Here is a 26,390-nt window from a genome sequence, read left to right on the forward strand (position 1 = left end):
CTCGTCAGCCGATTGAGCAGAGATCGCACCAATTCCACGCGCACGTAGTGTCCGTAAAAGAACACGCGAAATAGCCGGCTCGTCATCGACGACGAGAACCTTGATCGGTTCGGTCGTCATGTCGCTCGACACCCTCGGCAAACGGGCGTGATCCGCACATGGCTCATCACTTCTCAAACCCCTCACGTGCGTTCTCCGCGCATATCCCGGAAGCGACTGGCGGACCATGCTCCGCCTGCTCCGCAAGACTATTCGATCAACGCGAAAAACACAATTGCATTACCACCTCAGGTAGCACATGGCCGCCCAGATTTTTCAACCTATGCGCGAAGAACTTCTGCTACCGATCGCGCGAGGTCGTCGCGGCGGTAGGGCTTCTCGAGAAGCGGTTCGGGCCGCGGCGCAAGGTTCCGAAGCGTGTCGATCGCCATCTCCCGCGCCGCGCCGCTGGTGAACAGCACCTTCAGCCCCGGCCGGAGCCGGCGCGCCTCGCCGGCAAGCTCCTCGCCGCTCATGCCGCCCGGCATCTCTATATCGGTCAGCAGCAGCTCGACTCGCCTTTTCCCACGCAGAAGCTCGAGCGCATCGGCGGCGTTCGCGGCGTCGAGAACGTGGTAGCCGAGGCGGGAGAGGATGCGCGTCGTGGCATCGCGAAGCGGCGCGTTGTCGTCCACGACCAGCACGGTCATGTCGTCCTCGGACGCCTGCGGCCGGCTTTCGCCCTCCGTGTCGCCCCGGGCCTCCTCGGCCGCGGCGCGCGGGAAGAAAAGCTGCACGGTCGTGCCACGCCCAGGCTCGCTCAGGATCCGCGCATGGCCGCGCGACTGCTTGGCGAAGCCCCAGATCATCGCGAGGCCGAGCCCGGTTCCCTCGCCTTCCGGCTTGGTCGTGAAGAAGGGCTCGAAGGCACGGTCGACCACCTCGGGCGGCATGCCCATGCCGGTGTCCGACACGGCGATCATGACGTAGTCGCCCGGCGCGACTTCGGCTGCCTCCGCGCCGCCGGCCGAGCCGAGGCTTCGGTTCGCCGTCTCGATGGTCAGCCTGCCGCCCGCCGGCATGGCGTCGCGCGCATTGATGCAGAGATTGACGAGCGCGGATTCGAGCTGGGACGGGTCGGCCACCACCGGCCAGAGCGGCTCCTGCAAGGCAAGCCGCACCTCGGTCCGGCTGCCGAGCGTGCGCCGCAGCAGCTGCGCGGTCTGCCGCACCAGGGCGTTCATGTCGAATACCTCGGGCTCGAGGGGCTGGCGCCGCGAGAAGGCGAGGAGCTGCCGCGTCAGCTCGCCGCCGCGAAGCGAGGCCTGCATCGCCGCGTCGACGAGCTCATGCGCGTCGGGATCGTCCCGAAGCTGCTCCTCCAGAAGCTCCAGATTGCCGAGCACGACGGAGAGAAGGTTGTTGAAGTCGTGCGCCATGCCGCCGGTGAGCTGGCCGACCGCCTCGAGCCGGACCGCGCGCTGGAGCTGTCGCTCGGTCTGTCGCCGCGTGGTGACGTCGCGCAGCATCGCGAGCGTGGCGAGCCCGGTCTCCTCGACGAAGCCCGCGGCCCTGAGCTCGACGCACGCGACCCGGCCATCGGCGCGGCGGATCTCGAGCTCAACGGCGCTCGCCACGCCCTCCTCGCCGCGCAGGCGGCGTGCGACGAGCGTCGCATCGCCCGGGCGGAACAGCGACAGCACGGGCCGGCCGATCAGCACCGCCTGGTCGGCCGAGCCGAACAATCCCGCGCAGGCCTCGTTGGCGAAAACGACCTTGCCGTCCTGCGCGACGAACAGCGCATCCTGCATGCTCGTCAGGATGGCGGAGAGGAAGCGCTGCCGGCGTTCGATCTCGGCGCCACGCGCGCTGAGCATCGCCTCCCGCCGCGTGAGTTCCGCCACGAGCGACTGAAGCGAGCCGGTGAGGGACACGGCTTCGGCGAACCTGCCGGGGGAGGGGATGACGACATCGGTCTCGCCCGCGCGGATGCGGTCTGCCGCGCGGGAGACAGCGCGAAGGCGCCTCGTAAGAAGGGTGGCGAGCAGCCAGCCAGCGACGATGAAGCACAGCGTGATCGCAGCGCCGGCGGCGAGAAGTTCCCGCCGCAGCGCATCGACCGGGGCGAAGGCGACCTCGGCCGGCTTGCGCACCACCACCTGCCAGCCGAGCCCGGGCAGCAGCCCATGCCCCTCGCTCCGCGCGAGCGCGACGATGTGCCGTCCGCCATCGGCCCAGAAGGCGTGCTCCTCCGCATCGCCGAACAGCCCGAGCGCCCGGCGGCTATCGTTCAAGGCGGCGATGTCATGGTCGGCGGGGCCGGCGAGAACCAGCCGCGCGGCGCTGACGAGGAACACCTCGACATGCTGGTCGAGCGGCGCGGTGCCGGGTGCGAGCATGGGCTCGACCCAGCTCCGGTCGAGATAGGCGCCGAGCACGCCGGCGGGCCGGCCGGAGGCGTCAGGCACCGGGGCGGCGATGTCGAGCAGCCGCGGCGGCGCGCCGTCCGGCGCCGTCGCCACGTCGAGGACCATCCCAGCATCGTGGATGTCGCCCACGAAGCCCCCGCGCAGCCCCTCCTGGAACCAGAGCCTGCCCGAGACGTCGCGCCCCTGCAGCTGCCCGCTCGTGGAGGCGATGATCCGCCCACCGGGATCGGCGATGCCCATCCACACATATTCAGGGAACGTCGACTGCAGGTGGGCGACCGTCCGTCGCCAGTCATCCGGCGTGCCGGCGCCTTCGGCGGCCAGCGCGCTGGCGATCACGATGTCGCGGTAGCGCTCGAAGATGCTGCGGTCGAGCCGGTCGCGAAGCAGCGCGGCAAGGGCCGAGACGCCGTCGGTCGCGGCGTTGCGCGCCTCCCGCGTCGCCGCCCGCTCGGTGATCGCGACGGCCGCGGCCACGGCGAGCGCGGAGAGAAGCGCGAGCGCCGCCGCGACGAGCGAACGAAGGCTGAGCGGTCGGCCGCGCAGCACGGCACACCCTCCTTCCCGACCTGGCCATGGCCGTCACGCCCGCTCCGCGCGCCGCCATGCTGGCGCGGAGGAGCGTCGATGGCCCGCGCAGATCATGTCGGCCGCGACCCAGGGATTGCAACCTTGAGATGCATTGCTCCAGATAAAAACACGCCGAAAGCCGGGCTTCCGCTCCGCGCTCGCCCCCTCAGGTCGGGATCAGCCCAGGCCCTTCGGGTCGAAGGCGGGGGCCGCCAGGCCAAGCATGCGGGCCTGGATCTGCAGCGCGAGGATGCGGGAGTAGAAGCGCCCCTGGGCCAGGTTTCCCGCCTGGAGCCAGAGCCCTTCCTGCCGCGTCGGCTTCCACATGTTGCGAAGCTCGCCGACCCAGGGGCCTGGATCGAGCCGCGTGCCCGACCCGAGCCCCCAGACATGCCCGACCCGCTCGGCGACCTCGGGGGAAACGAGCCGCGCGATCCAGCTCTCCATCGGCTCGTAGCCGGTGGCATAGACGATGAGGTCGGCCGGGAGCGTCCGCCCGCTGGAGAGCGCCACGCCCTCGGGCAGGATGCGGCTGACCGTCACGCCGCTCTCGAGCGCCACCTCGCCGCGGATCAGGAGGTCGGACGCGCCGACATCGATGTAGTAGCCCGAGGCCCGGCGCAGGTACTTCATCGAGAGCCCGCTCTCGTCCTCGCCGAAATCGAGAAGGAACCCGACCTTCTCGAGCGCGGCGTAGAACGGCGCGTCGGCCGCGCGAAGCTCGGCATAGAGCCGGCGATGCAGCCCGGCGAGCACGGCGAAGGGCCGGGAGGCGGCGATGAAGTCTGCCTGCTCGGTGCCGATGCCGGCCGCGACCGCCTCTTCCGAGTAGAGCCGGCTCGTGATCATCCGAAACAGCGTCTCGCCGCGGGCCACCAGGGTGGAGGACCGCTGCACCATCGTCACCTCTGCGCCGTGCTCCCAGAGATCGGCGCAGATGTCGTGGGCGGAGTTGTTCGAGCCGATGACGACGGCGCGGCGGCCGGCGTACGCCTCGCCGCTCCCGAAGTCGCTCGAGTGGCACTGCGCGCCGCGGAAGCTCTCGGCGCCGGGAAAGCGCGGCATCGCGGGCGCTCCCGACAGGCCCGTGGCCAGCACCAGCTGCCGCGGCCGGAGCGTGACGGGCACGCCATCCCGCTCGAGCGCGACGGTCCACTGCCTCGCCTCGTCGTCGTAGCGGGCGCCGCGGGCCGTCGTGTTGCCCCAGAACCGGATGTCCATCGCGTCTGCGTAGAGCTCGAGCCAGTCGCCCATCCTGTCCTTCGGGATGTAGACCGGCCAATGGTCCGGGAACGGCATGTACGGCAGGTGGTTCATCCAGATCGGGTCGTGCAGGTGCAGCGAACGGTAGCGCCTGCGCCAGGCGTCGCCGGGCCTCGCGAGGCTGTCGACCACGAGGGTCGGCACCTCGAGCCGGTTCAGCCGCGCGGCGAGGGCGAGCCCTCCCTGCCCGCCTCCGATGATCAGGCAGTAGGGCTGCTCGGCCACGCCGAGGGCCTCTGCCCGCCGGAGCCGCTGCTCCATCCAGGTCGGCCGGCCACGCTCGGCGACGGGCTCGACGCCCTTCTCGCGCCGCACGGCCGCCCGCTCCTCATGCCCATTCAGCGCGAGCGCCGCCGTCATCAGCGTCCAGCAGAGCCCGTCCTTCAGCCGCACGTGGCCGCGCCCGCTGAATCGCGCCGTCTCGAAGCGGAACCAGCCCTCGACGCTGCCGCCTTCCTGCCGCGCCGCCCCTGGCTCGGGCACGAAAGCGGCGGGCGCGGTACGGGCGAGGCAGGCCTCGAGCATGCCGCCGATCTCGCCACGACCGTCGAAGGTGGCGATCGACCAGGTGAAGCAGAGCAGGTCGCGCCAGTGGCAGCCCTCTCCGAACAGGGAGAGCACGGCCGCGACATCCCCGGTCTCGAGCGCGGCCGAGAACCGGGCGAGCCAGGCCTTCACATCGTCATCGGCGGTGAGCTGGAGCACCGGGGGCGGTCCCTCGCGGGCGGGAAGGGAGGCGGGTGGCCGATGATGGCCGCCGCGCGCGAGGCGGCGCAAGCCGAGCGCCCGGAACTGCGGAACAATTGGCGGAGGAGGGAAACGCCCGAGTCAGCCGAAGGCCAAGTCAGCCGATGGAGGGCGGGGTGGTGGAGCTGAGGGGAATCGAACCCCTGACCTCGTCATTGCGAACGACGCGCTCTCCCAACTGAGCTACAGCCCCGTCGCCACCACCCGCTCTGCGGGCGGCGCGTGTTATCGGCGCGGCTCAAGGCGAAGTCAACAACCGCCCGGGGCCGGGGCGCGTTGATCCAGGCCCCTACCGCCTGTAGGGTCGGGGCCCGTCCGCAACCGACCGGTCCCGCCGCATGTATGCCGTTCTCTGGCTGATCGACACAGCGCTGAACCTCTATATCTGGGCGCTGATCATCGCAGCGATCCTCTCGATCCTCGTGGCCTTCGGCATCCTCGACACACGCAACCGGCTCGTCTGGGCAGTGGGCGATTTCTTCGAGCGGATCACCGAGCCGGCGCTGCGGCCGATCAGGAACTTCCTGCCCAATCTCGGCGGCATCGACATCTCGCCCCTGGTGCTGATCCTGCTGCTGAGCGCGGCGCGCATCTTCCTCGCGACGACGGTGGCCCCCGCTCTTCTATGATCCGGGCGCCGGTATGATCAGGTCTCTGGCGTGAGCGGGCTCACCGTTTCGCTGAAGGTGACGCCCCGGGCGCGCCGCCCGGGCGTGCTCGGCGCTGGGACGGACGGCGTCCTGCGCGTGGCGGTGACGGAACCGCCGGAGGACGGGCGGGCGAACGAGGCGGTGATCCGACTTCTCGCCGATGCCCTCGGCGTCGCGCCCTCGCGCTGCACCCTCGTCTCCGGCGCCGCCTCGCGGCAGAAGCGCGTCCATGTCGAGGGCGACCCGGCCCGCCTCGCCTCGTCGCTGGCGCGGCTGCCGGCATGAGCGCGCGGATCATCGACGGCAAGGCCATCGCCGCCGCCCGGCGCGAGCGGCTCGCCGCGGAGGTCGCCACGCTCGGCTTCCGTCCGGGCCTCGCGGTCATCCTCGTGGGCGACGACCCCGCCTCCTCCGTCTATGTGCGCAACAAGCAGAAGGCTGCCGTCAAGGCGGGCTTCGCGGGCGGCACGGAGCGGCTGCCGGCCGAGACGAGCGAGGCCGCGCTGCTCGCGCGGATCGCGGCGCTGAACGCCGACCCGGAGGTGGACGGCATCCTCGTCCAGCTTCCGCTCCCGGCCCATATCCGCACCCAGGCCGTGATCGAAGCGATCGACCCGGCGAAGGACGTCGACGGGTTCCACCCGATCAATGTCGGGCGGCTCGTCACCGGCCAGCCCTCTCTCGTCGCCTGCACACCGAAGGGGGTGATGACGCTGCTTGCCGAAGCCGGCGTTCCAGTCCCCGGCGCGCGCGCGATCGTCCTCGGGCGCAGCACCATCGTCGGCCGCCCCGTCGCTGCCCTACTCACGCTCGCCGACGCGACCGTCACCCTCGCGCACAGCCGCACGCGCGACCTCGCAGCCGAGTGCCGCCGCGCGGAGATCGTCATCGCCGCCGTGGGCCGGCCGGAGCTCGTGCGCGGAGACTGGATTGCCCCCGGCGCTGCCGTGATCGATGTCGGCATCAACCGCAGGCCCGACGGGACGCTGACCGGCGACGTCGCGTTCGGCGAGGCTTCCGCCCATGCAGGCTGGATCACCCCGGTTCCCGGCGGCGTCGGGCCGATGACGATCGCGACGCTGCTCGAGAACACGCTGAGCGCAGCGCGGGCACGCCGCGGGAAGGGGGCGCGCGCGGCATGAGGGGCTGGCGCGTCCTGCAGGGAATAGCCTTCCTTGCCCTCTTCGCCTGCCTCGACCTCGCGACGAAGGCGACGCCGCTGCGTGGCGAGGGCTGGAACGCGGGGCGGCTTCTCTATGCGGGTTCGGGCATCGTCACGGCGCTGACGCTGTTCGCGCTCGCCGCCATCGGCGTCGGCCAGGCGCGGCTACGCCAGCAGCTGAACCGGATCGAAGACCTGCTCCAGAAGCGGGGCTGAGGCGCGCCCGCGCCAAGAATCTTGACGCAACGCAGCAAAACCCGCATGTCTCTCGCGTCCGGCGCGTTGCCGGCACCGTGCCATGGCCGCGTGAACCGCGCCCCGGATCTGGGCAGCGTCCTGCCAGGCACCTGAGTAACCTCCACTGAACTCCCGGATCACGCGGGGCGTTCGACCCCGCAACGAGGCGCAGCGCGCAGGGTCGCGCGCGCCCGCACTGAAAGTCTGCCCAACGCAATGACGACATTCACTGATCTCGGCCTCGCCACGCCGCTTCTCCGCGCGCTGACCGACGAAGGCTACGAGACCCCCACCCCGATCCAGATGCAGGCGATCCCGCCCGCGCTCGAGGGCCGCGACATCCTGGGCATCGCCCAGACGGGCACGGGCAAGACGGCGGCCTTCGCGCTGCCGATCCTGCAGCACCTCGCCGCAAACCGCCGGCCGACGCCGAAGCGTGCGTGCCGCGCGCTCGTGCTCTCGCCGACGCGCGAGCTCGCGCGTCAGATCGCCGACAGCTTCCGCGCCTATGGCCGCCACATGGGCCTCTCCGTCGGCCTCGTGTTCGGCGGCGTTCCGCACAACCCGCAGGCCCGCGTTCTCGCCAAGGGCGTCGACATCCTCGTCGCCTGCCCAGGCCGGCTTCTCGACCACATGTCGACGAACGGCATCCTTCTCGACCAGGTCGAGTGCTTCGTGCTCGACGAGGCCGACCAGATGCTCGATCTCGGCTTCATCGTGCCGATCCGCCGCATCGTGCCGCACCTGCCCAAGGCGCGGCGCACGATGTTCTTCTCGGCCACCATGCCGCAGGCGATCGCCTCGCTCGCCTCCGACCTTCTGCGCGACCCCGTGCAGGTGGCCGTCGCGCCGGTCGCGACGACGGCCGAGCGCGTCGAGCAGCGGGTGATCCTGACCGACCATTCCGGCAAGCGCACGCTCCTGAACGAGATGCTGAAGGCGCCCGAGATGAGCCGCGCGCTCGTGTTCAGCCGCACCAAGCACGGCGCTGACCGCATCGTCACGCAGCTCGAGGCGGCAGGCATCGCCGCGGCCGCCATCCACGGCAACAAGAGCCAGGGCCAGCGCGAGCGCGCCCTTGCCCAGTTCCGCGCCGGCACCTGCCACGTCCTCGTCGCCACCGACATCGCCGCCCGCGGCATCGACGTCGACGGCGTGACGCATGTCGTGAACTACGACCTGCCGAACGTTCCGGAGCAGTACGTCCACCGCATCGGCCGCACCGCGCGCGCCGGCGCGGCAGGCATCGCGATCAGCCTCGTCGCGCCGGACGAGGCGAGCTACCTGCGCGACATCGAGAAGCTGATCCGTCAGAAGATCCCGACGGTCGACCGTCGCCCGCCGGGCACGCCGAGCTTCCTGCCGCCGCCGAAGCAGGGCCAGAGGCAGGGCCACGGCGGCCGACCGCAGGGCGGCCGGCCGGAAGGCCACCCGCGCCCGCATGGCAGGCCGCATGGCCACGGCCAGGGCAAGGGCCAGCAGCGCCCGAACCGGCACGGCGGCGGCCAGCGTCACCCGCAGCGCGCCAGCGCGCACTGACGTCGGCGGCGGCGCGGGGTTCCCTCCGCGCCGCTCGCCTCCCCTTCGCCCTCCCTGTACGTTGCCTCACCGCAACAGGAGGGACGCATGGCAAAGGGGTATTGGGTGGTGTTCGGGGACGTGACGGATCCCGAGGGCTACAAGGCCTATGTCGCGGCGAATGCCGTGGCCTTCGCGAAGTACGGCGCGCGCTTCCTCGTGCGCGGCGGCCAGGCTGAACGGCCCGAGGGATCGCCACGGTCACGCATCGTGGTCATCGAGTTCCCGTCCTACGAGGCAGCCGTGGCTTGCTACCACTCGCCCGAATACGCAGACGCGAGGGCAAGGCGCTGCTCGATCTCGCCATCGCCGAAGGCTACGACGGGCCGCAGCCAGGGTGAGCCGACACTCCCTCAGCCCCGCGGTGCCGGCACGCCGAGCTTGGCGTGGATGGCAGTGATGATGCCGGCCTCGAGCCCAAGTGCCCCGGCAAGTTCCGCGAGCCAGGCAAACTCCGCCTCCGCGTCGAGATCGACTGCCAGCACCGAGGCGATGTAGAGCTCGACCGCGCGGCGGTGGCTTCCCTCCGCGCCCGCGGCGACGGCGCTGACATCGAGCGGGCTGCGGAACTCACGCTGCAGCCAGTCCTGCACGTCGGGGTCGAACTCCGCACAACCGATGCGGTCGAGCAGGCGCTCGCGCTCGTCATCGGTGATCTGCCCGTCGGATTTCGCGGCGGCGATCATCGCGCGCATCAGTGCGAGCGCGTGATCGGTCGCAGCCGGCCCGTGCGGCGTGATCGTGCCGTCATGACCCTGCCCATGATTGACGGGCAAGACGTGCCGGGCCTCTGCGGCAACCTTCTCGACCATAGGGTCGAAGCAGCGCGGATGGGGTTTCATCGGCGACCTCCCGTTCTTGACTGCGAGGCTACCGCTCCGTCTCCGGCGTCTCCTTGACCTCGATCAAGCAAGCCGCCGCAGCCCCGTCACGGCAAGGTGCGCACCGAGCAGGAGAAGCGTTGCGAAGAAGCAGCGCCGGAACAGGACGGCCGAGACGCGCGGGCGCAGCCACTGCCCGAACGCCATGCCCGCGGACGCAGGCGCAAGCGCGAGGAACGAGAAGAGCGCGAGCTCGCCCCCAAGCGTGCCCTCGCGCGCGAGAGCCGCGGCGAGCGCGACGGTCGCGACCGTGAAGACGAGGCCGAGCGCCTGGACCAGCGCATCCCGCTTCAGGCCGAGTGCCTGGAGGAACGGAACCGATGGCATCACGAACACGCCCGTTCCCGCCGTGACGAGGCCCGTCGCGAGCCCCGCACCGGGCGCGAGCCAGCCTTCGGCGCGCTTGCCCATCGTGACGGGGCGGAGCGGGAGCAGCCCCGAGGCGGCATAGGCGAGCAGCGCCAGGCCGAGCGCAAGCGTCGTCGCCCCCGCGCCCGCGCCGGGAAACCAGGCCGCGCCGACCACGACGCCCGCGACGATCGCCGAAAGCATCGGCCAGAGTCGCGCGAGCAGCGCAAGCGTGCTGCCGCCGGCCACGCCCTGCCAGAGATTGGTGACGAAGGACGGAACGACGATCAGGCCCGCAGCAAGCGGCGGCGGCATGACCAGGCCAAGCAGCCCGACCGAGACCGTCGGCAGCCCGAGACCAGTCACGCCCTTGACCATACCCGCGACGAGGAAGGTGAGCACGACATGGGCAGGGTGGGAGGTGATCGCTTCCATCGCCGCGATCGTTCGCGCGCCGGCCTCCCACACACAATGCGGCATTGCTTGAGCGAGCCTTCGCGCGCCGCGTAGGCTCGCGCGCATGAGCTTCGATCTTATCGATCTGCGCCTGTTCGTCCTTGTCGCCGAGGAAGGCAGCATCACCGCGGGTGCGGAGCGCGCCGGGCTCGCGCTCGCTGCGGCAAGCGCGCGCATCCGCGGCATGGAGGCGGCGCTCGGCACGCCGCTTCTCCTGCGCGGCAGGCGCGGCGTCACGCCCACCCTGGCGGGCCGGACGCTGGCCGACGAGGCGCGCCTCGTGCTGGGGCAGATGGAACAGCTCAAGGGGGCCCTATCGGGCCACGCGCGAGGCCGCGCGCCGCGCGGGCCACTGCGCGGCCACGTGCGCCTCTTCGCGAACACCGCAGCTGCAGAGGAGCACCTGCCGGACGCCCTCGCGCCGTGGCTCGCGGCCAACCCTGGCGTCGATCTCGAGCTCGAGGAGCGGCAGAGCGAGGAGGTGGCGATCGCCGTGCTGCAGGGGCGGGCGGAGGCCGGCATCCTCTCGCGCGCCGTCGCGCCGCAGGGGCTCGAGATCCTGCCGTTCCGCGAGGACCGCCTGGTGGTCGCCGCGCCCCGCACCCATCCGCTTGCGCGGCGCCGTGGCGTCACCTTCCGCGAAGTGCTGGGGCACGATCTCGTCGGCCTCGCGCAGGAGAGCGCGCTCGGGACGTATCTCGCGGGCCATGCCGCGCGGCTCGGCCTTGCGCCGCGCTATCGTGCGCGGCTGCGCGGGCTCGACGCGGCGTGCCGGATGGCGGCGCGCGGCGTCGGCCTCGCCGTGGTGCCGGAGATCGCGGCCGAACGCGCGCGGCAGGGCACGGGCCTCGCGGTCATTCCGCTCGACGAAGCCTGGGCAATCCGCCCGCTCGTGCTGTGCGTGCGCTCGCTCGCAGCGCTGCCGCTGCATGCGAGGCGCCTCGTCGAGCACCTCGCCGCAGCCGCGTCGACCGGGGAGGCTACAGCGCGCCGCCCTTCCGCCCCGCCATCGCGCCGAGGCGGAGGCGGAGGGCGTTCAGCTTGATGAAGCCCTTCGCGTCGACCTGGTCGTAGGCGCCCTGGTCGTCCTCGAACGTCACGTACTTCATGGAGTAGAGGCTGTGCGGGCTCTCGCGGCCGGTGACGATCACGTTGCCCTTGTAGAGCTTCAGCCGCACGCGGCCCGTCACATGCGCCTGCGAGGCATCGATCGCGGCCTGCAGCATCCGCCGCTCGGGCGCGAACCAGAACCCGTTGTAGATGAGCTCCGCATAGCGCGGCATCAGCTCGTCCTTCAGGTGCGCCACGCCGCGGTCGAGCGTGATGCTCTCCATCGCCCGGTGCGCGACGTGCAGGATCGTGCCGCCCGGCGTCTCGTAGATGCCGCGGCTCTTCATGCCGACGAACCGGTTCTCGACGAGGTCGAGCCGGCCGATGCCGTTCTCCTTGCCGAGCGCGTTGAGGCGGGTGAGCAGCGTCGCGGGAGACAGCGCCTCGCCGTTCAGCGCGACCGCGTCGCCCTCCTTGAAGTCGATCGAGATCTCCGTCACGCGGTCTGGCGCGGCCATCGGGCTGATGGTGCGCTGGTAGACGATGTCGTCCGCCTCCTGGCCGGGCTCCTCGAGGATCTTGCCCTCGGAGGAAGAGTGCAGGAGGTTCGCATCGACCGAGAACGGCGCCTCGCCGCGCTTGTCCTTGGCGATGGGGATCTGGTGCCTCTCCGCGAAGTCGAGCAGCGCGGTGCGGGAGGTCAGCTCCCACTCGCGCCAGGGCGCGATCACCGTCACGTCCGGCTTCAGGGCGTAGTAGCTGAGCTCGAACCGCACCTGGTCGTTGCCCTTGCCGGTCGCGCCGTGTGCCACCGCGTCGGCGCCGACCTCCTCGGCGATCTCGATCTGCCGCTTGGCGATCAGCGGCCGCGCGATCGAGGTGCCGAGCAGGTACACGCCCTCGTAGACGGCGTTGGCGCGGAACATCGGGAACACGAAGTCGCGCACGAACTCCTCGCGCAGGTCGTCGATGAAGATCTGCTTCACGCCGAACATCTCGGCCTTCCTGCGCGCCGGCTCAAGCTCCTCACCCTGGCCGAGATCGGCGGTGAAGGTCACGACCTCGCAGCGGTACGTTTCCTGCAGCCACTTCAGGATCACCGAGGTGTCGAGGCCGCCGGAATAGGCAAGCACGACCTTCTTCACGTTCTTCTTCGACATCGAGGCGCTTCCGCTGGAAAGGGGGGACGGGGCGGTTTGGCACGGGGGGCGGGCCGGGGCAAGCCACGGCGGCCGTTGCGGCCCCGCCCTGGCGCATGCCACCGTCACGCATTGGCCCCATGACGTGGCGGAGCCGCATGCGCGCCCTGTTGATCGTCCTTCTCCTTGCCGCCGAGCCTGCGCTCGGCCAGCTTCCCCCGCCCCGCCCGGACCTTCCCATCCTCGCCCCGCCCGCGCTGCCGCAGCTTCCCCCCTCTGCACACGCCTTCTATGCGCGGTGGACCGGCTACAACATCGGGCGCGCCATCGCGTTCGGGCCGAACGGCGTCTCGGGCGGCTCCTGGGGGGCGCGCAACACGGAGGAGGCGAAGCAGAGGGCGCTCGCCAACTGCGCGCAGCGGGCACAGGGGGCAGCCTGCGCGCTCTACGCGGTCGATCTCGCCATCGTCGTGCCGGGAGCGGCCTGGTCGCCCCCCGAGGCCCCGCCGGCGAGCCTCGGTATCGGCGGCTTCGGATGGGAGGTGGTGCCGGATGCGCGCTATCTCTGGCATGGACCGGAGCGGGCGCGCGGCGCCATCGTGTTCGGCCACGGCCGCGGCGCCGCGGACGCGGACTATCGCGGCCAGCAGCCGCAGACCTGGGTGCGGCAGTTCAACAACGCGGGCTTCGACGTGTTCCGGTTCGACCGCCACCCGAACACCGACGACGCCACCCGTGCCGCCTCGTGGCTGCGCGAGGGGCTTCGCGCCCTTCGCGCGCGCGGCTACCGCGCGATCGTCATGTCCGGGCAGTCGCGCGGCGGGTGGAACACGCTGCAGATGCTCGCCACGCCTGGGCTGATCGACGCCGGCATCGCCGTCTCGGCGGCGGCGCATGGACAGGGTTCGTCGATGAACCTCTCGGGCCAGGTCGACCAGTTCCGGCGCCTCGCCCGCGAGGCGGCGAGCACGCAGGCGCGCGTCGCCTTCGTGCAGTTCGCGCTCGACCCCTTCATCGCCGATCATGACGGGCGCGTTCAGGTGATGCGCGAGGTGATCGGCCCGCGCGTCGGTGCTGTGCTGGTGATCGACCGCCCCGAGGGCTTCTCCGGCCACCACGCAGGCAACCAGTGGCAGTTCGCCGACACCTATGGGCCCTGCCTCGTCGCCTTCGTGACGGAGGCCACACCCCGCGCCGCCTGCTGAGCGCTATTTCGCCGGGCTGAGCCGTGCGGCGACGGCGAGCATGGCCATGACGGCCGTGGCCGCCGCGAACAGGCCCTGGAAGCCGAGCGCGGGAAGCGCGAGGCCGGCGATCGCCGCGCCGATCGCCTGTCCGACGAACAGCGAGAAGGCGAAGGCGGCCATGCCGGTCGCCCGGCTTTCCGGCGCGATCTCCGAGCCCCGAGCCTGCAACACGCCGTGGAAGCAGACGAGCGCGAGCCCGCCGAGGAAGCTCACCGGCATCAGGAGCGCAGGCGGCGGCGCAGCGGCAATCGCGCCGAGCCAGACGACGAGGCCGAGCCCGCCGCCGGCAAGCAGCCCCTTCTCGCCGAAGCGGCGGACAAGCCGCCCCGCGATGCGCGTGTAGAGCAGCGCGCCAAGCCCTGCGGCGCCGAGGACGACCCCCGCCCAGGAGTACGAGAAGCCGTAGCCCTCGACGAGGAAGGCGCCGAGGAAGGGCGGGGCGCCGAACGCCACCGCGCCCTCGACCGCGACGAGCAGGAACAGCCGCCGCGCTGCCGGCCGGCGGAGGAGGCCGAGCATCCGCGCGAGCGCGGAGCCGTGCGCATGCGCCGCCGGCGCTGCCGCTGCCCGTGCCACACGCCACAGCGGCAGCGCAGCGGCGAGCGCGAGCGCGCCGAGGGCGGCGAACACAGGCTGCCAGCCGACGATGTCCCCGGCGAGGCCAGCGAGCGGTGCGGCGGTGAGATTGGCGAACACCATCCCGGTCATGAACCGCCCGAGCGTCGCCTGCCGGTCGCCATAGGGGGTCGTGTCGCCGATCAGCGCGATGGCGACGGGGATAAGCCCGCCCGCGAAGGCGCCGGCAACAGCGCGCAGGAGGATCAGCGCCTCGAGGCTTGGCGCCGCGGCGGAGGCAACCGTCGCCGCGCCGTAGCAGGCCATGCAGGCGGCGATGAGCCTGAGCTTGCCGAAGCGGTCGCCCAGAGGCCCGAGCACCGGCTGAGCGATGCCGTAGGCGAAGGTGAAGGCGGCGACCGTGGCGGCAGCGGCCGAGATCGTGGCGCCGAAGCCCGTGGCGATGGCAGCGAGAAGCGGGTCGGCCACGCGCATGCCGGCGCCGGACAGGAAGGCGGCGACGATCAGGATCGGCAGCGGGGGAGAGACGTGCGGGGGCGACACGGGCCGATCCTCGCCCGGCCCGGGCGCCGGCGCCAGGGAGGCTTTCGGTGTCGCAACGCGTCGCGCACGGCTCCGTGAGCGTTCGGAGGGGTTTCGCCGCCATGCGGCGGGAGGTTACGCGCGCCCGACGCGGCCCACGCATGCGCGCGGCGTACGCATCCCTGGCGAGGCCGGCGGCGAAGACGGTGCAGTGACGCACAGCGTCGCGCGCTCCGGAGACCCCGAAGCGGAACGATAATCAAACGTAAGGAGAAACGACCATGAGGACGACCCTTATCGCTGCCGCCGCTCTCGCAATGCTCGGCGCTCCTGCGATCGCTTCCTCGGAAGCACCCGTGACGGGCCCGGCACGCCCGATCGTCGCGCCGGTGCAGATTGTCACCGGAAGTGAGTCGGCGCCGATGTTCGGCATGATGGAGGTGCTGGTGCGCGGAGACAGCGCCACGGTAATGGCGACCGCTGCCGAGGCATCCCAGCGGCCGCGCGGGTGAGGCGCGGTCTCGTTCGCGGCACGGAACGCACGCTCCAGCGAGGTCGTTCCGTCCGCGCATCGCAGGCATGCACGGAACGGCGCGGCGCTGAAACCTTGGAAACCGCATTCCGCACGCGCCGAAACACCGATGCAACCGCGGGGAGCGATACCTCCTCGCCAGACGGGCGGCCAGAACGGCCTCCCAGCAACCGAAGGAAACCATGACGATGAACAAGACCCTGAACGCTTCGCTGCTCGGCCTCTCGCTCCTGCTCGCCGGGCTTCCCGCCTACGCCTCCTCCGAGGCGCCGGTGAAGGGCACGGCCTCCGTGATCGCCGCCCCCTCCTTCTCGACCGCCGGGGCAGAGGGTGCGCCCGTGTTCGCGCCGCAGGCCAACGCCTCGGTGCAGACCGGCAAGCCGAGCAATGTCGCGCAGAGCAGCGAGGGGTATGTCGGCCCGCGGGTGTGACCGCGACCGAACTCTCAAGCACTGCCGGAACGGGGGTCGCGCGCGACCCCCGTTTCGCATTCTGACACTTCGTCCTTTTTACGGAATGTTCTGATAAGCCATCATAAATCCACGCCCGCGTGAGGAAACGTGCGCGTGAGCTGGACAACCCGAACGCTGCTGGTCCGTTGGATGCGTGAGGGAGCCGGATGGATCCGGCCTCCAACCACGGAACCGGAGGACTCCACGCATGATGAAGAAGACGCTTCTCGCCGCCGCCCTCCTCGCCTTCTCCGCCCCGGCCTTCGCAACGTCGCAGCAGGGCACGACCGCTGTCGCGCCGCCGGGCTCGAGCGCGGTTCGCCCCGCCGTTCCAGGCGAGCAGCCTGTGCGCGGCGAGCCCCGCGCCATCACGACGCCGGATCTGCGCACCGGCGGATCGGATCGCCCACCCCGCTTCGGCGAGCAGGCACCGAACCGCTCGGTCGATGCGCACAACCCGCGCCCGCCCGTGACGGGCGAGCAGACCGTGCCGCCGACGCGCAGGCAGTGATCAGAGTGGTTTAGAAAGAACGGGGGGCTCTGTGCCCCCCGTTCGCTTGCCCAGGAACGGTCAGGCGGCGGGGCGCGTCGCCTTTCTCGCCCGTTCGCTTGCCGTCTTGAGCTGGCCGCAGGCAGCGAGGATGTCGCGCCCGCGCGGGCTGCGGACGGGCGCGGCGTAGCCGGCCTCCATCACGATTGCTGCGAAGGCGCGGATGGCGGCCTGCGTTGAGGTCTCGTAGGAGGAGCCAGGCCAGGGGTTGAACGGGATCAGGTTCACCTTCGCAGGCAGGCCGCGGATCAGGCGGACGAGCTCGCGCGCTTCCGCCACGCTGTCGTTCACGCCCTTCAGCATCACGTATTCGAACGTGATTCGCCGCGCGTTCGATGCACCCGGATAGCGCCGGCAGGCGGCCATCAGCTCGGCGATCGGATACTTGCGGTTCAGCGGCACGAGCTCGTTGCGCAGCTCGTCCGTTACTGCGTGCAGCGACACGGCGAGGTTGACGCCGAGTTCGGTACCGCACCGATCCATCATCGGAACGACGCCGGAGGTCGAAAGCGTGATGCGGCGGCGCGACAGCGACAGCCCCTCGTGATCCATCGCGATGGTCATCGCGCGGGCGACGTTGTCGTAGTTGTAGAGCGGCTCGCCCATGCCCATCAGCACGATGTTGGAGAGAAGCCGTGGCGCCTCGCCCTTCGGGCTCGGCCACTCGCCATAGGCATCACGGGCGGCCATGAACTGCCCGACGATCTCGGCGGCACCGAGGTTGCGCACGAGCCGCTGCGTGCCGGTGTGGCAGAAGCGGCAGGAGAGCGTGCAGCCGACCTGGCTCGAGATGCACACCGACCCGCGCGGCTCATCCGGGTCGGGGATGTAGACGGTCTCTGCCTCCTGGCCGTCACGGAAGCGGAACAGCCACTTGCGGGTGCCGTCGGCAGAGAGCCTGTCCTCGACGGTGCCGGGGCGGCCGACGATGAAGCGCTCCGCCAGCCGCGCCTGCATGGGCCTGGCGATGGTGCTCATGCGCGAGAAGTCGGTCACGCCCTGGTGGTAGATCCAATGCCAGAGCTGCTTGGCGCGAAGCTTCGCCGCCTTCGGCTCCTCTCCCATCGCCTCGATGGCGGCGGCGATCTCCTCGCGCGTGAGGCCGACGAGGTCGCGCCTGCCGTCCTGGAGAACGGCATCGGGAGGCGCGAACAGCGCGGCCTTCGCACCGATGCGCGCGGCCTCTTCCGCAGTCAGCGACGCGGTGGGGGCGCTCACCTCGCCGCGCTCACTTGCAGGCCTCGCCGATCGCCCGGCGCGCCGCGGTGAAGCCGCGAAGCGAGAACACGTCCGTCACCGTTCCGCCGCGCGGCCCGGGGCCGGCAAGCCTGAGAGAGCGGCCACGCTCGAAGGCGTTCACGGCAGCGGCACGGTCGCGGGCGAAGGCTGCCTCGCCGGCAGCGAAGAAGGCGAGGGCGATGTTACCGCTCGAGGCCTCCACCGTGCCCGCAGGCTCGGCGTTGTTCGGATAGGTGTAGCCCGCGCGCACGGCCACCTCGTCGCGCGAGCGGCCGCGATGGGTGAGCACGAGCACCACCTCGCCCCGCCCCTGCACAGCAGGCGCGGAGGCCGCCGCGCGCGTGAAGGCGTAGCAGACCTTCTGGCCGCGCTCGGACAGTGTCGCTGCCTCCCAGTCGTCGAAACGGCCGATCGAGCTCGGCCCGCCCTGGGCCTGGGCCTGGGCCTGGGCCTGCTGGGGCTGCGTAGGGCGCTGCGGCTGGGCAGGGCGCTGCGGCGCCTGCTGCGCGAGCGCGGGAAACGCGACGACGAGCGCCGCTGCGGCGAGGATCATGCGCGTCGGGATCATGCAGGGTGACATAGAACGCGCGAGGCCCGGCCTCAAGCGCATCAGCCCTGATCTCGGAACAGGGGCGGCAGGCCGCGGCGGAAGATCGGCCTGCCGTGCCGGTGCGGCGCGAGGGGTTCGGCCGGCCCGCCTTCGCCCACTGGGCGTTCGGCGAAGCGGCCATGCACCAGGGCGCGGTCATACATCACGATCGCGGCAGCCACGGCGAGGTTGACCGCGAACCGCGTGGGGATGCGGACGACGTAGTCGCAGGATGCGAGCATCGCCGGCGAGAGGCTCGCCCGTTCCGGCCCGAACACGTAGGCGGCCTGCAGGGGATGTCGGAACGAGGGGAGTGGGATCGCCTCCTCAACCACCTCGACGCCGACGAGCCGCGCATGCCTTGGCAGCCCCATGGCCTCGACGGAGGGCCAGCGGTAGAAGGGCAGGTGCCGCGTCGCGTCCGAGGTGTCGGCGATGCGCGTTGCGGCGAGGCCCGGGCTTTCGCCCACCGTGAACAGGAAGGACGCGCCGAAGGCGTGCGCGGTGCGGAACACCGCCCCGGCATTGCCCGCCTTGCTCACCCCCTCCATGCCGATGCCGAACCAGCCGCGCGCCGCTTCCACCGAAGGTATCCCCGCATGAATGACCGGACCGACGACGGGGTCGCCGCCCAGTACGAGGCCTACCCCTACCCGGCGCGCGACGCCAGGGACGAGGCGCGCCGGCTGGTGGTGGGAAGCCCCTCCTTCCTCGCGGAGATCGACCACTGGGTGTTCGGCGCACGCCGCCCGCCCACGCGGCCGCTCTCGGTCCTGGTCGCCGGAGGTGGCACGGGCGATGCGCTCGTGATGCTCGCCCAGCAGCTGGAGAGCGTGGGGCGCCCAGGGCAGCTCACCTATCTCGACAGATCGGCCGCGGCCGCTTCGATCGCAGAGAAGCGCATCGCCGCGCGCGGCCTCGGCCACCGCGTGCGCTTCGTCCGCGGCTCGATCCTCGACCTGCCTGGCATCGCGCCGGGGCCCTACGACTACATCGATTGCTGCGGCGTGCTGCATCACCTTCCGGAGCCGGAGGCGGGTCTTGCGGCGCTCGCCTCGGTTCTCGCCCCGGGCGGCGGCATGGGGCTGATGGTCTATGCCCCGCATGGCAGGACGGGCGTCTACATGGCGCAGGACGCGCTCTCCCTGCTCGCGCCAGCGTCGGAGCCGCTGAAGGCGCGGGTCGAGACGGCGCGGCGGCTCGTGCGCGCGCTGCCGGAGACGCACTGGCTCGCCCGCAACCCAGGCATCCGCGACCATCTCGAAGGCGGCGATTCAGGACTCGTCGACCTGCTTCTGCACGGCCGCGACAGGCCCTACACCGTGCCGCAGCTGTACGCCCTGCTGGCGATGGCCGGGCTCGCGCCGACGTCCTTCGTCGAGCCGCTTCGCTACGATCCTGCGACCTACCTGGCGGAGCCGCGGTTGCGCGAGCGCGCCGCGCAACTGGCGAGGCCGGAGCGCGAGGCCCTCGCCGAGTCGCTTGCCGGCACGATGGCGGTGCACATCGTCTACGCCGCGCGCGAGGCGGAAGGCTGGTCGGCACCGGAGCCGACAGACGACACCCGCATCCCCGTGCTGCGCGATCTCGATGGGGCGGCGCTCGCTGCCTCGCTGGCGCCTGGCCAGCGCATCGCCATCAATCTCGACGGGTTCCGCGCCCAGGTGCCGATCCCGCCGCTTGGCCCCGCCCTGCTCGGGCGCATCGACGGCAGGCGCAGCATCGGGTCGATTATCGCCGAGGTCGGCGCAGCGGCGGGGCAGGAGAAGGCGCGGCGCAGCTGGTCCGCGCTCTATGCCGGGCTCAACGCGGCCAACAAGCTGCTGCTCGCCGCGCCGGAGGGCTGAGCCTACCTGTCCTCGTCGCCGTCGTTCGGCTCGACCTCAATGTCTGCGGCGAGCTCGTCGGGGTTGTCCTCGAGCTCGTCGGCATCCTCGAGCACCGCATCGTCCTCGGTCTCGTCTGCCTCGACCTCGACCTCGACATCCTCGGGCACAGGCGAGGGCACCGGCCGCTTGCGCTGCTCCGCCGCGGCCGAAGCCGCCGCGCCGGGGCGGCGTGCGCGCGGCTGCTCGGCAGGCTGCTCGGTACCGCATTTGGGGCACACGGCAGGCGACTTCATCAGATCGTAGAACTTCGCGTTGCACGCCACGCAGACGCGCTTCAGACCAAGCTCGGGCTTCGCCATCGCGATACTCCTGCGGAGGCAGCGAACGACAGGGGCGGCGCGATGCCACAGCCCGCCTGCCCTGTCAAATGCGGGGGCCCGCGGGGCTCGCTTCCGCACCCTCTGCCCATCGCCTGTCGGCTGTGCGATATGCCCCGCATGAGCCATGCACAGAAGACGCCGATGACCGCGCGGCGCGCCGCCAGTCCGCTCTCCGGGTCGGTGCGTGTTCCCGGGGACAAGTCGATCAGCCACCGCGCGGTGATGCTCGGCGGCCTCGCCGTCGGCGAGACGCGAATCACTGGCCTGCTCGAGGGCGAGGACGTGCTGCGCACGGCAGCGGCGATGCGCGCGCTGGGCGCCACCGTCACCCGCCACGAGGATGGCGCCTACACCGTCTCCGGCCGCGGCATCGGCGGGCTCGCCGAGCCGGCTGACGTTCTCGACATGGGCAACAGCGGCACGGCCGCGCGGCTTCTTGCCGGCATCCTCGCCGGCCACCCGCTTTTCGCGGTGATGACGGGCGATGCCTCGCTCCGGCGGCGCCCGATGAAGCGGGTGATCGACCCGCTGTCGGCGCTCGGCGCAACGTTCTGGGCGCGCGAGGGCGGCCGCCTGCCACTCGCCATCAAGGGCGCGGCGACGCCGCTTCCGGCCGACTATACCGTTCCCGTCGCCTCCGCGCAGGTGAAGTCGGCCGTGCTGCTCGCCGGGCTCTCCGCGCCAGGCATCTCCCGTGTCGTCGAGCCGACGCCAACGCGCGACCATACCGAGCTCATGCTGCGCGGCTTCGGCGCGACGGTGGAGGTGGCGGAAACGAAGGATGGCGGGCGTGAGATCCTGCTCACCGGCCAGCCAGAGCTCACCGGTCGCCCCGTCGCCGTGCCGGCCGACCCGTCCTCGGCGGCCTTTCCCGCGGTCGCCGCGCTGATCGTTCCGGGCTCCTCGGTCACGCTCGAGGGGGTCGGGGTGAACCCGCTTCGGGCCGGCCTCTACACCACCCTCGCCGAGATGGGCGCGGACATCGAGATCCTCGACGAGCGCGACGAGGCGGGCGAGACGGTGGCCGACCTGACCGTCTCCTCCTCGCCGCTGATGGGGGTCGACGTTCCGGCCTCGCGCGCGGCCTCGATGATCGACGAGTTCCCCATCCTCGCCGTCGCCGCGGCCTGCGCCTCGGGCACCACGCGCATGCGCGGGCTCGCCGAGCTCCGCGTGAAGGAGAGCGACCGTCTCGCGGCGATCGCCACCGGGCTCGCCGCCTGCGGCGCGCGCGTCTCCATCGAGGGCGACGACCTTCTGGTGCACGGCACCGGCGAGCCGCCGAAGGGCGGCGCCACGGTCGAGACGCACATGGACCACCGCATCGCGATGAGCTTCCTCGTGCTCGGCCAGGTGACGGCGGAGCCGGTGCGCGTCGATGACGGCGGGTTCATCGACACCTCCTTCCCCGGCTTCGGCGCGCTGATGCGCGGCCTCGGTGCCTCGATTGAGGCGGCGTGAGCGGGGCGGCATGAGCCAGGCGGGGCCGCTCCGCGTCATCGCAATCGACGGGCCGGCGGCTGCCGGCAAGGGCACGCTCGCCCGCCGCCTCGCCGCGACGCTGGGCCTGCCCTATCTCGACACGGGGCTGCTCTACCGCGCCGTCGGGCGCCGCGTGCTCGACCGTGGCGCCGACCCGCGGGATGCCGTGCTCGCCGAGGCGGAAGCCAAGGCGCTCTCCGCGCGCGATCTCGAGCGGGGTGACCTGCGTGGCCCGGAGGCGGACTTCGCCGCCTCGGCGGTCGCAGCCATCCCGGCGGTGCGGGCCGCGCTCGTCGCCTTCCAGCGCCGCTTCGGCGAGGAGCGTGGGGCCGTGCTCGACGGACGCGACATCGGCACGGTCATCTTTCCCGACGCGCCGGTGAAGCTGTTCGTGACCGCGAGCGTGACGGAACGGGCGAGGCGCCGGCATCTCGAGCTGCTCGGCCGGGGCATCCAGGCTGACCCGGCCCAGGTGGAGGCCGAGATCCGCGATCGCGACGCGCAGGACGCGAATCGCCCCGTGGCTCCGCTGAAACCAGCCCCCGACGCGGTGACCATCGACACGACCGCGCTCGACGCAGAGCAGGCATTTCAGGCTGCAATAAAGGTTGTGGAACTTACCCTCTATACAACCGGCCGTTAACCCTCCATTCATTCGCATGTCGCGAAGATCATGGCATGCAGAACGCACCCTCCCCGCAGAAGGCGGGCAGGGATGGCAGGCTGAGCGCCCTCGGCGCCGCCTCCTTCCTCGCCCTCGCTCCCCTCGTCACCTCCCCGGCGCGTGCCGAAGCCGACGCTGACACCTCTCCCGGGGGTGAACGCTTCGACGCTTCCGCGCTCACCCTGCCGCCCTGGCCGCTCGAGGCAGGCGAGCTGCATGAGATGGCCGGGTTCGTCACCGCCTCGGCGGAAGTGAACTGGACGCCCGCCGCGGAGCAGACCACGCCGCCGGCCCCGCCAGGACCACCCCAGCCGCCTCTCGGCGCCCGGAATTCCGAAGCCGCGCCCGACAGCCCCGCAGGCAGCGGCGATGACGGGCCGGGAGCGACCGCCGGCCGCGCCAACAACCTGGTCGTCGGACCGCGGGAGCAGGACCTTGCCTCCCTTCCCTTCCCGCCCTTCGTCGTGGGCACGAACAATCCCGGCGGGGCGGGGCAAGGGGGCTTCGGCGGAGGTCCGACCAGCCCTGGCCCAACCGGGCCTGGCCCCACCGATCCTGGTCCGGAGCCCGATCCGGTTCCAACGCTGTTCTTCGGCACGAGCAGCGAAGGCATCATCGCGACGCTGACCGTCACGCGCCGCGTCGCCCCGTCCTGGGTCGTCGAGGCCGTGGCCGATGACCCGTCCTCGGTCCAGGTCATCGCGCCGACGACGGCGAGCCTGCCCGGCCCCGGCAGCACGCGGCAGGTGTCCATCGCCTGGGCGGACCTCGACGGCGACGGGCTGCGCGACGGACATCTCTACCGCATCGACAACGCCGGCGCGCTGGCCGTGACGCTCGAGGTGCAAATCGTCGGCGGGGCCGATCTGCCAGGCAGCGCCATGGTCGATGCGAACAGCTCGGCGTTCGTCTGGGTGCCGCTCTCTGCCGCCGCGACGGTGCGGTTCTCGGGAACCGATGCCTCGGGCGACCCGATCGCCTGGCTACGCGACGTGAATACGCAGAACACGACCGACATGCGCACGACGACCGTCACGCGCGCGGCCTGGGTCGGCGAGATGCACGAGGCGACTGAGGGCGAGGACGTATTCCATTTTGGACCGGGCCAGGGCGTGGACGGAATCCGCCTCTACGACCCGGGGCAGGACAGCATCCTGCTCGATGCCGGAACGGCCGCGCGCGTCGTCGACATCGCCGGCACGACAGGGCTGCTCGTCGGGCCGACGAACCGCGAGGGCATCGTGCTCGACGGCATCGCCTACAACCCCGCGCTCACCCTGACCGACCTCAACGTGCTCTTCGCCTGAGGCCGCGCCTCAGAGGGGGAACGCCACCGTGGCGCCGGCGTGGCTGAGCGTACGCGCCGCGATGTCGAAGGTCATCAGGTCCTCGCCGAGGACGAGCGCGCCCGGCCAGTGGGCGCGCACGTCCGCCACCACCGCCTCGGCGTCGAAGCGCGTCGGCACGAAGTGGTTGAGCACAAGCATCCCGACATCCGCCTCCGCCGCGACGCGGCCGACCTCGGTCGAGAGCGTGTGGTAGGAGGCGACGGCGTCGATCGTCTCCTGCGGCCTGTGGTCCGGGTCGGGGCGCATCTCGCGACGGATGAATACCTCGTGCAGCAGAAGGTCGGCCCCGCGCGCCGCGGCGATCAGGGGCGGCCACGCCACCGTGTCGGAGGAGATCACCAGCCTCAGGCTGTCCTGCTCGACGACGAAACCATACGTTTCCGGAAAGGGATCGTGGTTCACCTTCACGGCGGTCACCGTAACGCCGCCGCCGCGGAAGGCCTGGCCGTCGGCGTACTCCGTCACCTGGACGTCGAGCCCAGCCTCGTTCGGCCGCTTCTCGTGTGCGACGCGGATGTCGAGCTCGGGCTTCCACAGCGCGGCGGAGCGCTCGACGAAGCCGAGCGTGCCCGGAGGGCCGAATACCTTCCAGCTCCGCGTCCGTCCCTGATGCCAGGAGGACACGAGAAGCTGGTGGAAATCCACCACGTGGTCGCTGTGCAGGTGCGTCAGGAACAGCGCGTCGATCTCGGACCCGCGCGTTCCCGCCTGAACGAGGCGCTGCGTCACGCCCGAGCCGCAGTCGAACAGCAGGGCGCGGCCGCCTGCGCGCACGAGATTGGCCGGCCCCATCCGCCCGGGGTCGACCTGCGGGCAGCCGGTGCCGAGCAGGGTCAGGCGCATCGAGGTCACGCTCATGCGACGGGGCGCAGCGCCGCCTCGATCTCGGAGAAGATGGCGGCGAGCGCGACGTTGAAGCCGGCGACGATCGCCGCCGGCTCGAGCGAGGCGATCTGCGCGCGGCGGTCATACTCGCCCTGCGCCACCACCCGTGGCGGCGACCTGTCGAGCCCGAGAAGCAGCATCTGCATCTGCGCGCGTGCCGTCGGCGGTGTCGCAGCACCTTCCGCGAAGAGGCCGTTCAGCACGCCCTCGAGCGCGAGGCCCGGCGTGGTGCGCGTTCCCTGGTCGACCACCGCGGAGAAGATGCCGGCGTCGGCGAGCCAGGTGCGGAGCTGGTCCTGCACGAGGGAGGCGGGAGGGGCGAAGAACTCGTTCCAGAAATCGGTGCGCACCTGGCCGCCCTCGAGGCGGGTTGCGATGCCGCGGAGCTCCGCACCCGGCGCGGCGGCGATCGTGCGGAGGACGAGCACCCGGCCACGCGGGTTGGCTGGCAGGCGCTGCGGCCGCCGCACGTCGAGCACGAACAGCTTCTTGTCAGGGAAAGGCTGGGTCAGGGGGTTCGAGCAGGCCGCCAGGATCGCCGGCGCGGCGAGCAGCAGGGTACGGCGTTTCACTGCCCGCCTCCCTGCGCAGGAACAGGCCCGTTGCGCGGCGGCGGGGCGCCGAACAGGAACTGGCTCGGGAACTGGCGCATGTTCTCGGTGATTGTCCTGAGGTTCTCCGCCGTCGCGCGCAGGTCGCGCAGGAGCGGGGCGAGATCGCGGTCGGCGTCGGTGACGGTGCCGTCGAGCCGCCGTGCCGCCTGCTCGATCGCCGCAGCTGTCTGCGGCAGGCGCTGCGTCGTCGCCGCGAGGCCGCTCGTCGTCGCGCGCATCTCCCGGCTTTCGAGGATCGTGCGAAGCGATTCCAGCGTGGTGCGAAGGTCGGCGAGCACGCCGTTTGCTTCGGGCGACAGCGTGGAGGCGCTGGTGCGAAGCTGGGCGAGGAGGTCACCCGCCTCGACGAGCATGCGGTAGGCATCGCCGCTCGTGACGGAGGTAGCGAGCGCCTCAACGAGGGTATTCGCCTGCTCGACGAGCTTCGGCAGGTCCGCGGCCTCGAGCCGGGCCATCACCCGCTCGGCGGCGGACTGGAACTGGGCGAGCGTACTCGGCACGGCCGGGATGTAGGGGTAGCGCGATTCCCAGGGGACGGGCAGCGCGGCGAAACGGATCGGGTCCACGAAGTCGGCCTCGAGATAGAGAACGCCGGTGATGCCCTGGCTCGCCATGCGCATCCTGAGCCCTCCCTGAACCATCTGCCGCACCTCGGCGATCTCGCGCGCGGCGATCCGGTCGGTGAACACCTCGAACCGCACCACCACGAAGCGATAGGCCGGGTTGGAGAGAACGCTGATCTGCGACACGTCCTGCCCGTACTCGGCCGCGGCCATGGAAATCTGCGTCACCCGCCCGATCGGCACGCCGCGGAACCGGACCGGCGAGCCGACCTCGAGCCCCTGCACGCTCTCGGCGAAATAGGTCTCGAAAGGCCGGCCGGCGGAGCGGAACGCATCGGATCCGACCCAGACGATCAGGGCGGCGAGCATGGCGAGCCCCGAGAGGATCACCACGCCGACGCGGAAGTAGATCGTCTTCGACTCCACGG

27 protein-coding genes, 1 tRNA gene and 1 pseudogene are annotated in these 26,390 nt (G+C 71.5%); 15 read left to right on the forward strand and 14 right to left on the reverse strand.

Going from position 1 to position 26,390, the window contains the following annotated elements; genetic code table 11:
* Positions 1-320: 320 nt before the first annotated feature.
* The 3 genes from FIF60_RS17885 to FIF60_RS17895 form a co-directional block, all read right to left on the reverse strand.
* Positions 321-2,957: an ATP-binding protein gene (locus FIF60_RS17885; RefSeq protein WP_144299653.1), complete on the reverse strand. Its 2,637-nt coding sequence runs from the start codon at positions 2,955-2,957 to the stop codon at positions 321-323.
* 198 nt (positions 2,958-3,155) lie between these two features.
* A complete protein-coding gene (locus FIF60_RS17890; RefSeq protein ID WP_144299654.1) occupies positions 3,156-4,946 on the reverse strand; it encodes an NAD(P)/FAD-dependent oxidoreductase in 1,791 nt (596 codons plus the stop codon).
* A gap of 159 nt (positions 4,947-5,105) precedes the next feature.
* Positions 5,106-5,181: transfer RNA gene (locus FIF60_RS17895), tRNA-Ala, on the reverse strand.
* Positions 5,182-5,326: 145 nt separating this feature from the next.
* On the opposite strand from FIF60_RS17895, the gene FIF60_RS17900 reads away from it, so the two are divergent.
* From FIF60_RS17900 to FIF60_RS22155, 6 genes and pseudogenes are all read left to right on the forward strand, one after another.
* Entirely contained in the window at positions 5,327-5,617 is a 291-nt protein-coding gene (locus FIF60_RS17900; RefSeq protein ID WP_144299655.1) for a YggT family protein, read from the forward strand.
* Between the two features lie 30 nt (positions 5,618-5,647).
* Positions 5,648-5,923, forward strand: a complete 276-nt coding sequence (locus tag FIF60_RS17905) for a DUF167 domain-containing protein (protein ID WP_144299656.1) — start codon at positions 5,648-5,650, stop codon at positions 5,921-5,923.
* On the forward strand, positions 5,920-6,780 hold the full coding sequence (gene folD, locus FIF60_RS17910; protein ID WP_144299657.1) for a bifunctional methylenetetrahydrofolate dehydrogenase/methenyltetrahydrofolate cyclohydrolase FolD: 861 nt from the start codon (positions 5,920-5,922) through the stop codon (positions 6,778-6,780). The genes FIF60_RS17905 and folD overlap by 4 nt, the downstream gene beginning before the upstream one ends.
* Complete coding sequence (locus FIF60_RS17915; RefSeq protein ID WP_144299658.1) at positions 6,777-7,016, forward strand: hypothetical protein; 240 nt, start codon at positions 6,777-6,779, stop codon at positions 7,014-7,016. Before folD ends, FIF60_RS17915 begins: the two co-directional genes overlap by 4 nt.
* 237 nt (positions 7,017-7,253) lie before the next feature.
* Complete coding sequence (locus FIF60_RS17920) at positions 7,254-8,576, forward strand: DEAD/DEAH box helicase (RefSeq protein WP_144299659.1); 1,323 nt, start codon at positions 7,254-7,256, stop codon at positions 8,574-8,576.
* An 87-nt stretch (positions 8,577-8,663) separates the two neighbouring features.
* Positions 8,664-8,852 (forward strand): annotated as a pseudogene (locus FIF60_RS22155) (DUF1330 domain-containing protein); the annotation flags it as partial.
* Positions 8,853-8,968: 116 nt separating this feature from the next.
* Here the strand turns inward: FIF60_RS22155 and FIF60_RS17930 are convergent.
* Together FIF60_RS17930 and FIF60_RS17935 are read right to left on the reverse strand one after the other, a co-directional pair.
* Positions 8,969-9,457 carry a tellurite resistance TerB family protein gene (locus tag FIF60_RS17930; protein ID WP_144299660.1) on the reverse strand — a complete coding sequence of 163 codons (489 nt, stop codon included), beginning with the start codon at positions 9,455-9,457 and terminating at the stop codon, positions 8,969-8,971.
* Positions 9,458-9,520: 63 nt separating this feature from the next.
* The gene (locus tag FIF60_RS17935; protein WP_144299661.1) at positions 9,521-10,279 is read right to left on the reverse strand and encodes a sulfite exporter TauE/SafE family protein; all 759 of its coding nucleotides are present in this window, start codon (positions 10,277-10,279) and stop codon (positions 9,521-9,523) included.
* 85 nt (positions 10,280-10,364) lie between these two features.
* Between FIF60_RS17935 and FIF60_RS17940 the strand changes: the two genes are divergently transcribed.
* Entirely contained in the window at positions 10,365-11,345 is a 981-nt protein-coding gene (locus FIF60_RS17940; RefSeq protein ID WP_144299662.1) for a LysR family transcriptional regulator, read from the forward strand.
* Here the strand turns inward: FIF60_RS17940 and FIF60_RS17945 are convergent.
* Positions 11,281-12,510 (reverse strand): argininosuccinate synthase, encoded by a 1,230-nt coding sequence (locus FIF60_RS17945; protein ID WP_144299663.1) that lies wholly within the window; start codon positions 12,508-12,510, stop codon positions 11,281-11,283. The genes FIF60_RS17940 and FIF60_RS17945 overlap by 65 nt on opposite strands.
* A gap of 137 nt (positions 12,511-12,647) precedes the next feature.
* Between FIF60_RS17945 and FIF60_RS17950 the strand changes: the two genes are divergently transcribed.
* Positions 12,648-13,694 (forward strand): hypothetical protein, encoded by a 1,047-nt coding sequence (locus FIF60_RS17950; RefSeq protein ID WP_144299664.1) that lies wholly within the window; start codon positions 12,648-12,650, stop codon positions 13,692-13,694.
* A gap of 3 nt (positions 13,695-13,697) precedes the next feature.
* Here FIF60_RS17950 and FIF60_RS17955 read toward each other — a convergent pair whose 3' ends face one another.
* A complete protein-coding gene (locus FIF60_RS17955) occupies positions 13,698-14,855 on the reverse strand; it encodes an MFS transporter (RefSeq protein ID WP_144299665.1) in 1,158 nt (385 codons plus the stop codon).
* A 260-nt stretch (positions 14,856-15,115) separates the two neighbouring features.
* Between FIF60_RS17955 and FIF60_RS17960 the strand changes: the two genes are divergently transcribed.
* The 3 genes from FIF60_RS17960 to FIF60_RS17970 all read left to right on the forward strand — a co-directional run bounded on the left by FIF60_RS17960 (position 15,116) and on the right by FIF60_RS17970 (position 16,329).
* Positions 15,116-15,346, forward strand: a complete 231-nt coding sequence (locus tag FIF60_RS17960) for a hypothetical protein (protein ID WP_144299666.1) — start codon at positions 15,116-15,118, stop codon at positions 15,344-15,346.
* 208 nt (positions 15,347-15,554) lie between these two features.
* Positions 15,555-15,797: a hypothetical protein gene (locus tag FIF60_RS17965; protein ID WP_144299667.1), complete on the forward strand. Its 243-nt coding sequence runs from the start codon at positions 15,555-15,557 to the stop codon at positions 15,795-15,797.
* Positions 15,798-16,026: 229 nt separating this feature from the next.
* The gene (locus FIF60_RS17970; RefSeq protein ID WP_144299668.1) at positions 16,027-16,329 is read left to right on the forward strand and encodes a hypothetical protein; all 303 of its coding nucleotides are present in this window, start codon (positions 16,027-16,029) and stop codon (positions 16,327-16,329) included.
* Positions 16,330-16,389: 60 nt separating this feature from the next.
* Here the strand turns inward: FIF60_RS17970 and rlmN are convergent, their stop codons facing one another.
* From rlmN to FIF60_RS17985, 3 genes are read right to left on the reverse strand one after another with little or no spacing between them, the layout of a single operon-like run.
* Positions 16,390-17,586, reverse strand: a complete 1,197-nt coding sequence (rlmN, locus tag FIF60_RS17975; RefSeq protein WP_144299669.1) for a 23S rRNA (adenine(2503)-C(2))-methyltransferase RlmN — start codon at positions 17,584-17,586, stop codon at positions 16,390-16,392.
* 10 nt (positions 17,587-17,596) lie between these two features.
* A complete protein-coding gene (locus FIF60_RS17980) occupies positions 17,597-18,175 on the reverse strand; it encodes a hypothetical protein (protein ID WP_144299670.1) in 579 nt (192 codons plus the stop codon).
* 41 nt (positions 18,176-18,216) lie between these two features.
* Complete coding sequence (locus tag FIF60_RS17985; RefSeq protein ID WP_144299671.1) at positions 18,217-18,780, reverse strand: RNA methyltransferase; 564 nt, start codon at positions 18,778-18,780, stop codon at positions 18,217-18,219.
* A 15-nt stretch (positions 18,781-18,795) separates the two neighbouring features.
* Here FIF60_RS17985 and FIF60_RS17990 point away from each other — a divergent pair, with 15 nt between their 5' ends.
* Positions 18,796-20,043, forward strand: coding sequence for a class I SAM-dependent methyltransferase (locus FIF60_RS17990; RefSeq protein WP_144299672.1), 1,248 nt, complete (start codon positions 18,796-18,798; stop codon positions 20,041-20,043).
* A gap of 2 nt (positions 20,044-20,045) precedes the next feature.
* Here the strand turns inward: FIF60_RS17990 and FIF60_RS17995 are convergent, their stop codons facing one another.
* Positions 20,046-20,384: a TIGR02300 family protein gene (locus FIF60_RS17995; RefSeq protein ID WP_144299673.1), complete on the reverse strand. Its 339-nt coding sequence runs from the start codon at positions 20,382-20,384 to the stop codon at positions 20,046-20,048.
* A 138-nt stretch (positions 20,385-20,522) separates the two neighbouring features.
* Between FIF60_RS17995 and aroA the strand changes: the two genes are divergently transcribed.
* From aroA to FIF60_RS18010, 3 genes are read left to right on the forward strand one after another with little or no spacing between them, the layout of a single operon-like run.
* Positions 20,523-21,866 (forward strand): 3-phosphoshikimate 1-carboxyvinyltransferase, encoded by a 1,344-nt coding sequence (aroA, locus tag FIF60_RS18000; protein WP_144299674.1) that lies wholly within the window; start codon positions 20,523-20,525, stop codon positions 21,864-21,866.
* Positions 21,867-21,876: 10 nt separating this feature from the next.
* Complete coding sequence (gene cmk / locus FIF60_RS18005) at positions 21,877-22,530, forward strand: (d)CMP kinase (protein WP_144299675.1); 654 nt, start codon at positions 21,877-21,879, stop codon at positions 22,528-22,530.
* 35 nt (positions 22,531-22,565) lie between these two features.
* Positions 22,566-23,858 carry a hypothetical protein gene (locus FIF60_RS18010; RefSeq protein ID WP_144299676.1) on the forward strand — a complete coding sequence of 431 codons (1,293 nt, stop codon included), beginning with the start codon at positions 22,566-22,568 and terminating at the stop codon, positions 23,856-23,858.
* A gap of 9 nt (positions 23,859-23,867) precedes the next feature.
* Here FIF60_RS18010 and FIF60_RS18015 read toward each other — a convergent pair whose 3' ends face one another.
* The 3 genes from FIF60_RS18015 to FIF60_RS18025 are packed head-to-tail and all read right to left on the reverse strand — an operon-like array spanning position 23,868 to position 26,388.
* Positions 23,868-24,743, reverse strand: a complete 876-nt coding sequence (locus tag FIF60_RS18015) for an MBL fold metallo-hydrolase (RefSeq protein ID WP_144299677.1) — start codon at positions 24,741-24,743, stop codon at positions 23,868-23,870.
* 11 nt (positions 24,744-24,754) lie between these two features.
* Complete coding sequence (locus FIF60_RS18020) at positions 24,755-25,357, reverse strand: ABC-type transport auxiliary lipoprotein family protein (RefSeq protein WP_144299678.1); 603 nt, start codon at positions 25,355-25,357, stop codon at positions 24,755-24,757.
* Positions 25,354-26,388, reverse strand: coding sequence for an MlaD family protein (locus FIF60_RS18025; protein ID WP_144299679.1), 1,035 nt, complete (start codon positions 26,386-26,388; stop codon positions 25,354-25,356). Before FIF60_RS18025 ends, FIF60_RS18020 begins: the two co-directional genes overlap by 4 nt.
* Between the last annotated feature and the right edge of the window lie 2 nt (positions 26,389-26,390).

Origin of the sequence: Elioraea rosea (assembly GCF_007644105.1) — a bacterium.
Lineage (GTDB): Bacteria > Pseudomonadota > Alphaproteobacteria > Acetobacterales > Acetobacteraceae > Elioraea_A > Elioraea_A rosea.

Coding starts and splice junctions, on each gene's coding strand:
- FIF60_RS17900 (WP_144299655.1), top strand. CDS start 5,327: ATGTATGCCGTTCTCTGGCTGATCGACACAGCGCTGAACCTCTATATC.
- folD (WP_144299657.1), top strand. CDS start 5,920: ATGAGCGCGCGGATCATCGACGGCAAGGCCATCGCCGCCGCCCGGCGC.
- FIF60_RS17915 (WP_144299658.1), top strand. CDS start 6,777: ATGAGGGGCTGGCGCGTCCTGCAGGGAATAGCCTTCCTTGCCCTCTTC.
- FIF60_RS17920 (WP_144299659.1), top strand. CDS start 7,254: ATGACGACATTCACTGATCTCGGCCTCGCCACGCCGCTTCTCCGCGCG.
- FIF60_RS17930 (WP_144299660.1), bottom strand. CDS start 9,457: ATGAAACCCCATCCGCGCTGCTTCGACCCTATGGTCGAGAAGGTTGCC.
- FIF60_RS17935 (WP_144299661.1), bottom strand. CDS start 10,279: ATGGAAGCGATCACCTCCCACCCTGCCCATGTCGTGCTCACCTTCCTC.
- FIF60_RS17940 (WP_144299662.1), top strand. CDS start 10,365: ATGAGCTTCGATCTTATCGATCTGCGCCTGTTCGTCCTTGTCGCCGAG.
- FIF60_RS17945 (WP_144299663.1), bottom strand. CDS start 12,510: ATGTCGAAGAAGAACGTGAAGAAGGTCGTGCTTGCCTATTCCGGCGGC.
- FIF60_RS17950 (WP_144299664.1), top strand. CDS start 12,648: ATGCGCGCCCTGTTGATCGTCCTTCTCCTTGCCGCCGAGCCTGCGCTC.
- FIF60_RS17960 (WP_144299666.1), top strand. CDS start 15,116: ATGAGGACGACCCTTATCGCTGCCGCCGCTCTCGCAATGCTCGGCGCT.
- FIF60_RS17965 (WP_144299667.1), top strand. CDS start 15,555: ATGAACAAGACCCTGAACGCTTCGCTGCTCGGCCTCTCGCTCCTGCTC.
- FIF60_RS17970 (WP_144299668.1), top strand. CDS start 16,027: ATGATGAAGAAGACGCTTCTCGCCGCCGCCCTCCTCGCCTTCTCCGCC.
- FIF60_RS17980 (WP_144299670.1), bottom strand. CDS start 18,175: ATGATCCCGACGCGCATGATCCTCGCCGCAGCGGCGCTCGTCGTCGCG.
- FIF60_RS17990 (WP_144299672.1), top strand. CDS start 18,796: ATGAATGACCGGACCGACGACGGGGTCGCCGCCCAGTACGAGGCCTAC.
- FIF60_RS17995 (WP_144299673.1), bottom strand. CDS start 20,384: ATGGCGAAGCCCGAGCTTGGTCTGAAGCGCGTCTGCGTGGCGTGCAAC.
- aroA (WP_144299674.1), top strand. CDS start 20,523: ATGAGCCATGCACAGAAGACGCCGATGACCGCGCGGCGCGCCGCCAGT.
- cmk (WP_144299675.1), top strand. CDS start 21,877: ATGAGCCAGGCGGGGCCGCTCCGCGTCATCGCAATCGACGGGCCGGCG.
- FIF60_RS18010 (WP_144299676.1), top strand. CDS start 22,566: ATGCAGAACGCACCCTCCCCGCAGAAGGCGGGCAGGGATGGCAGGCTG.
- FIF60_RS18015 (WP_144299677.1), bottom strand. CDS start 24,743: ATGCGCCTGACCCTGCTCGGCACCGGCTGCCCGCAGGTCGACCCCGGG.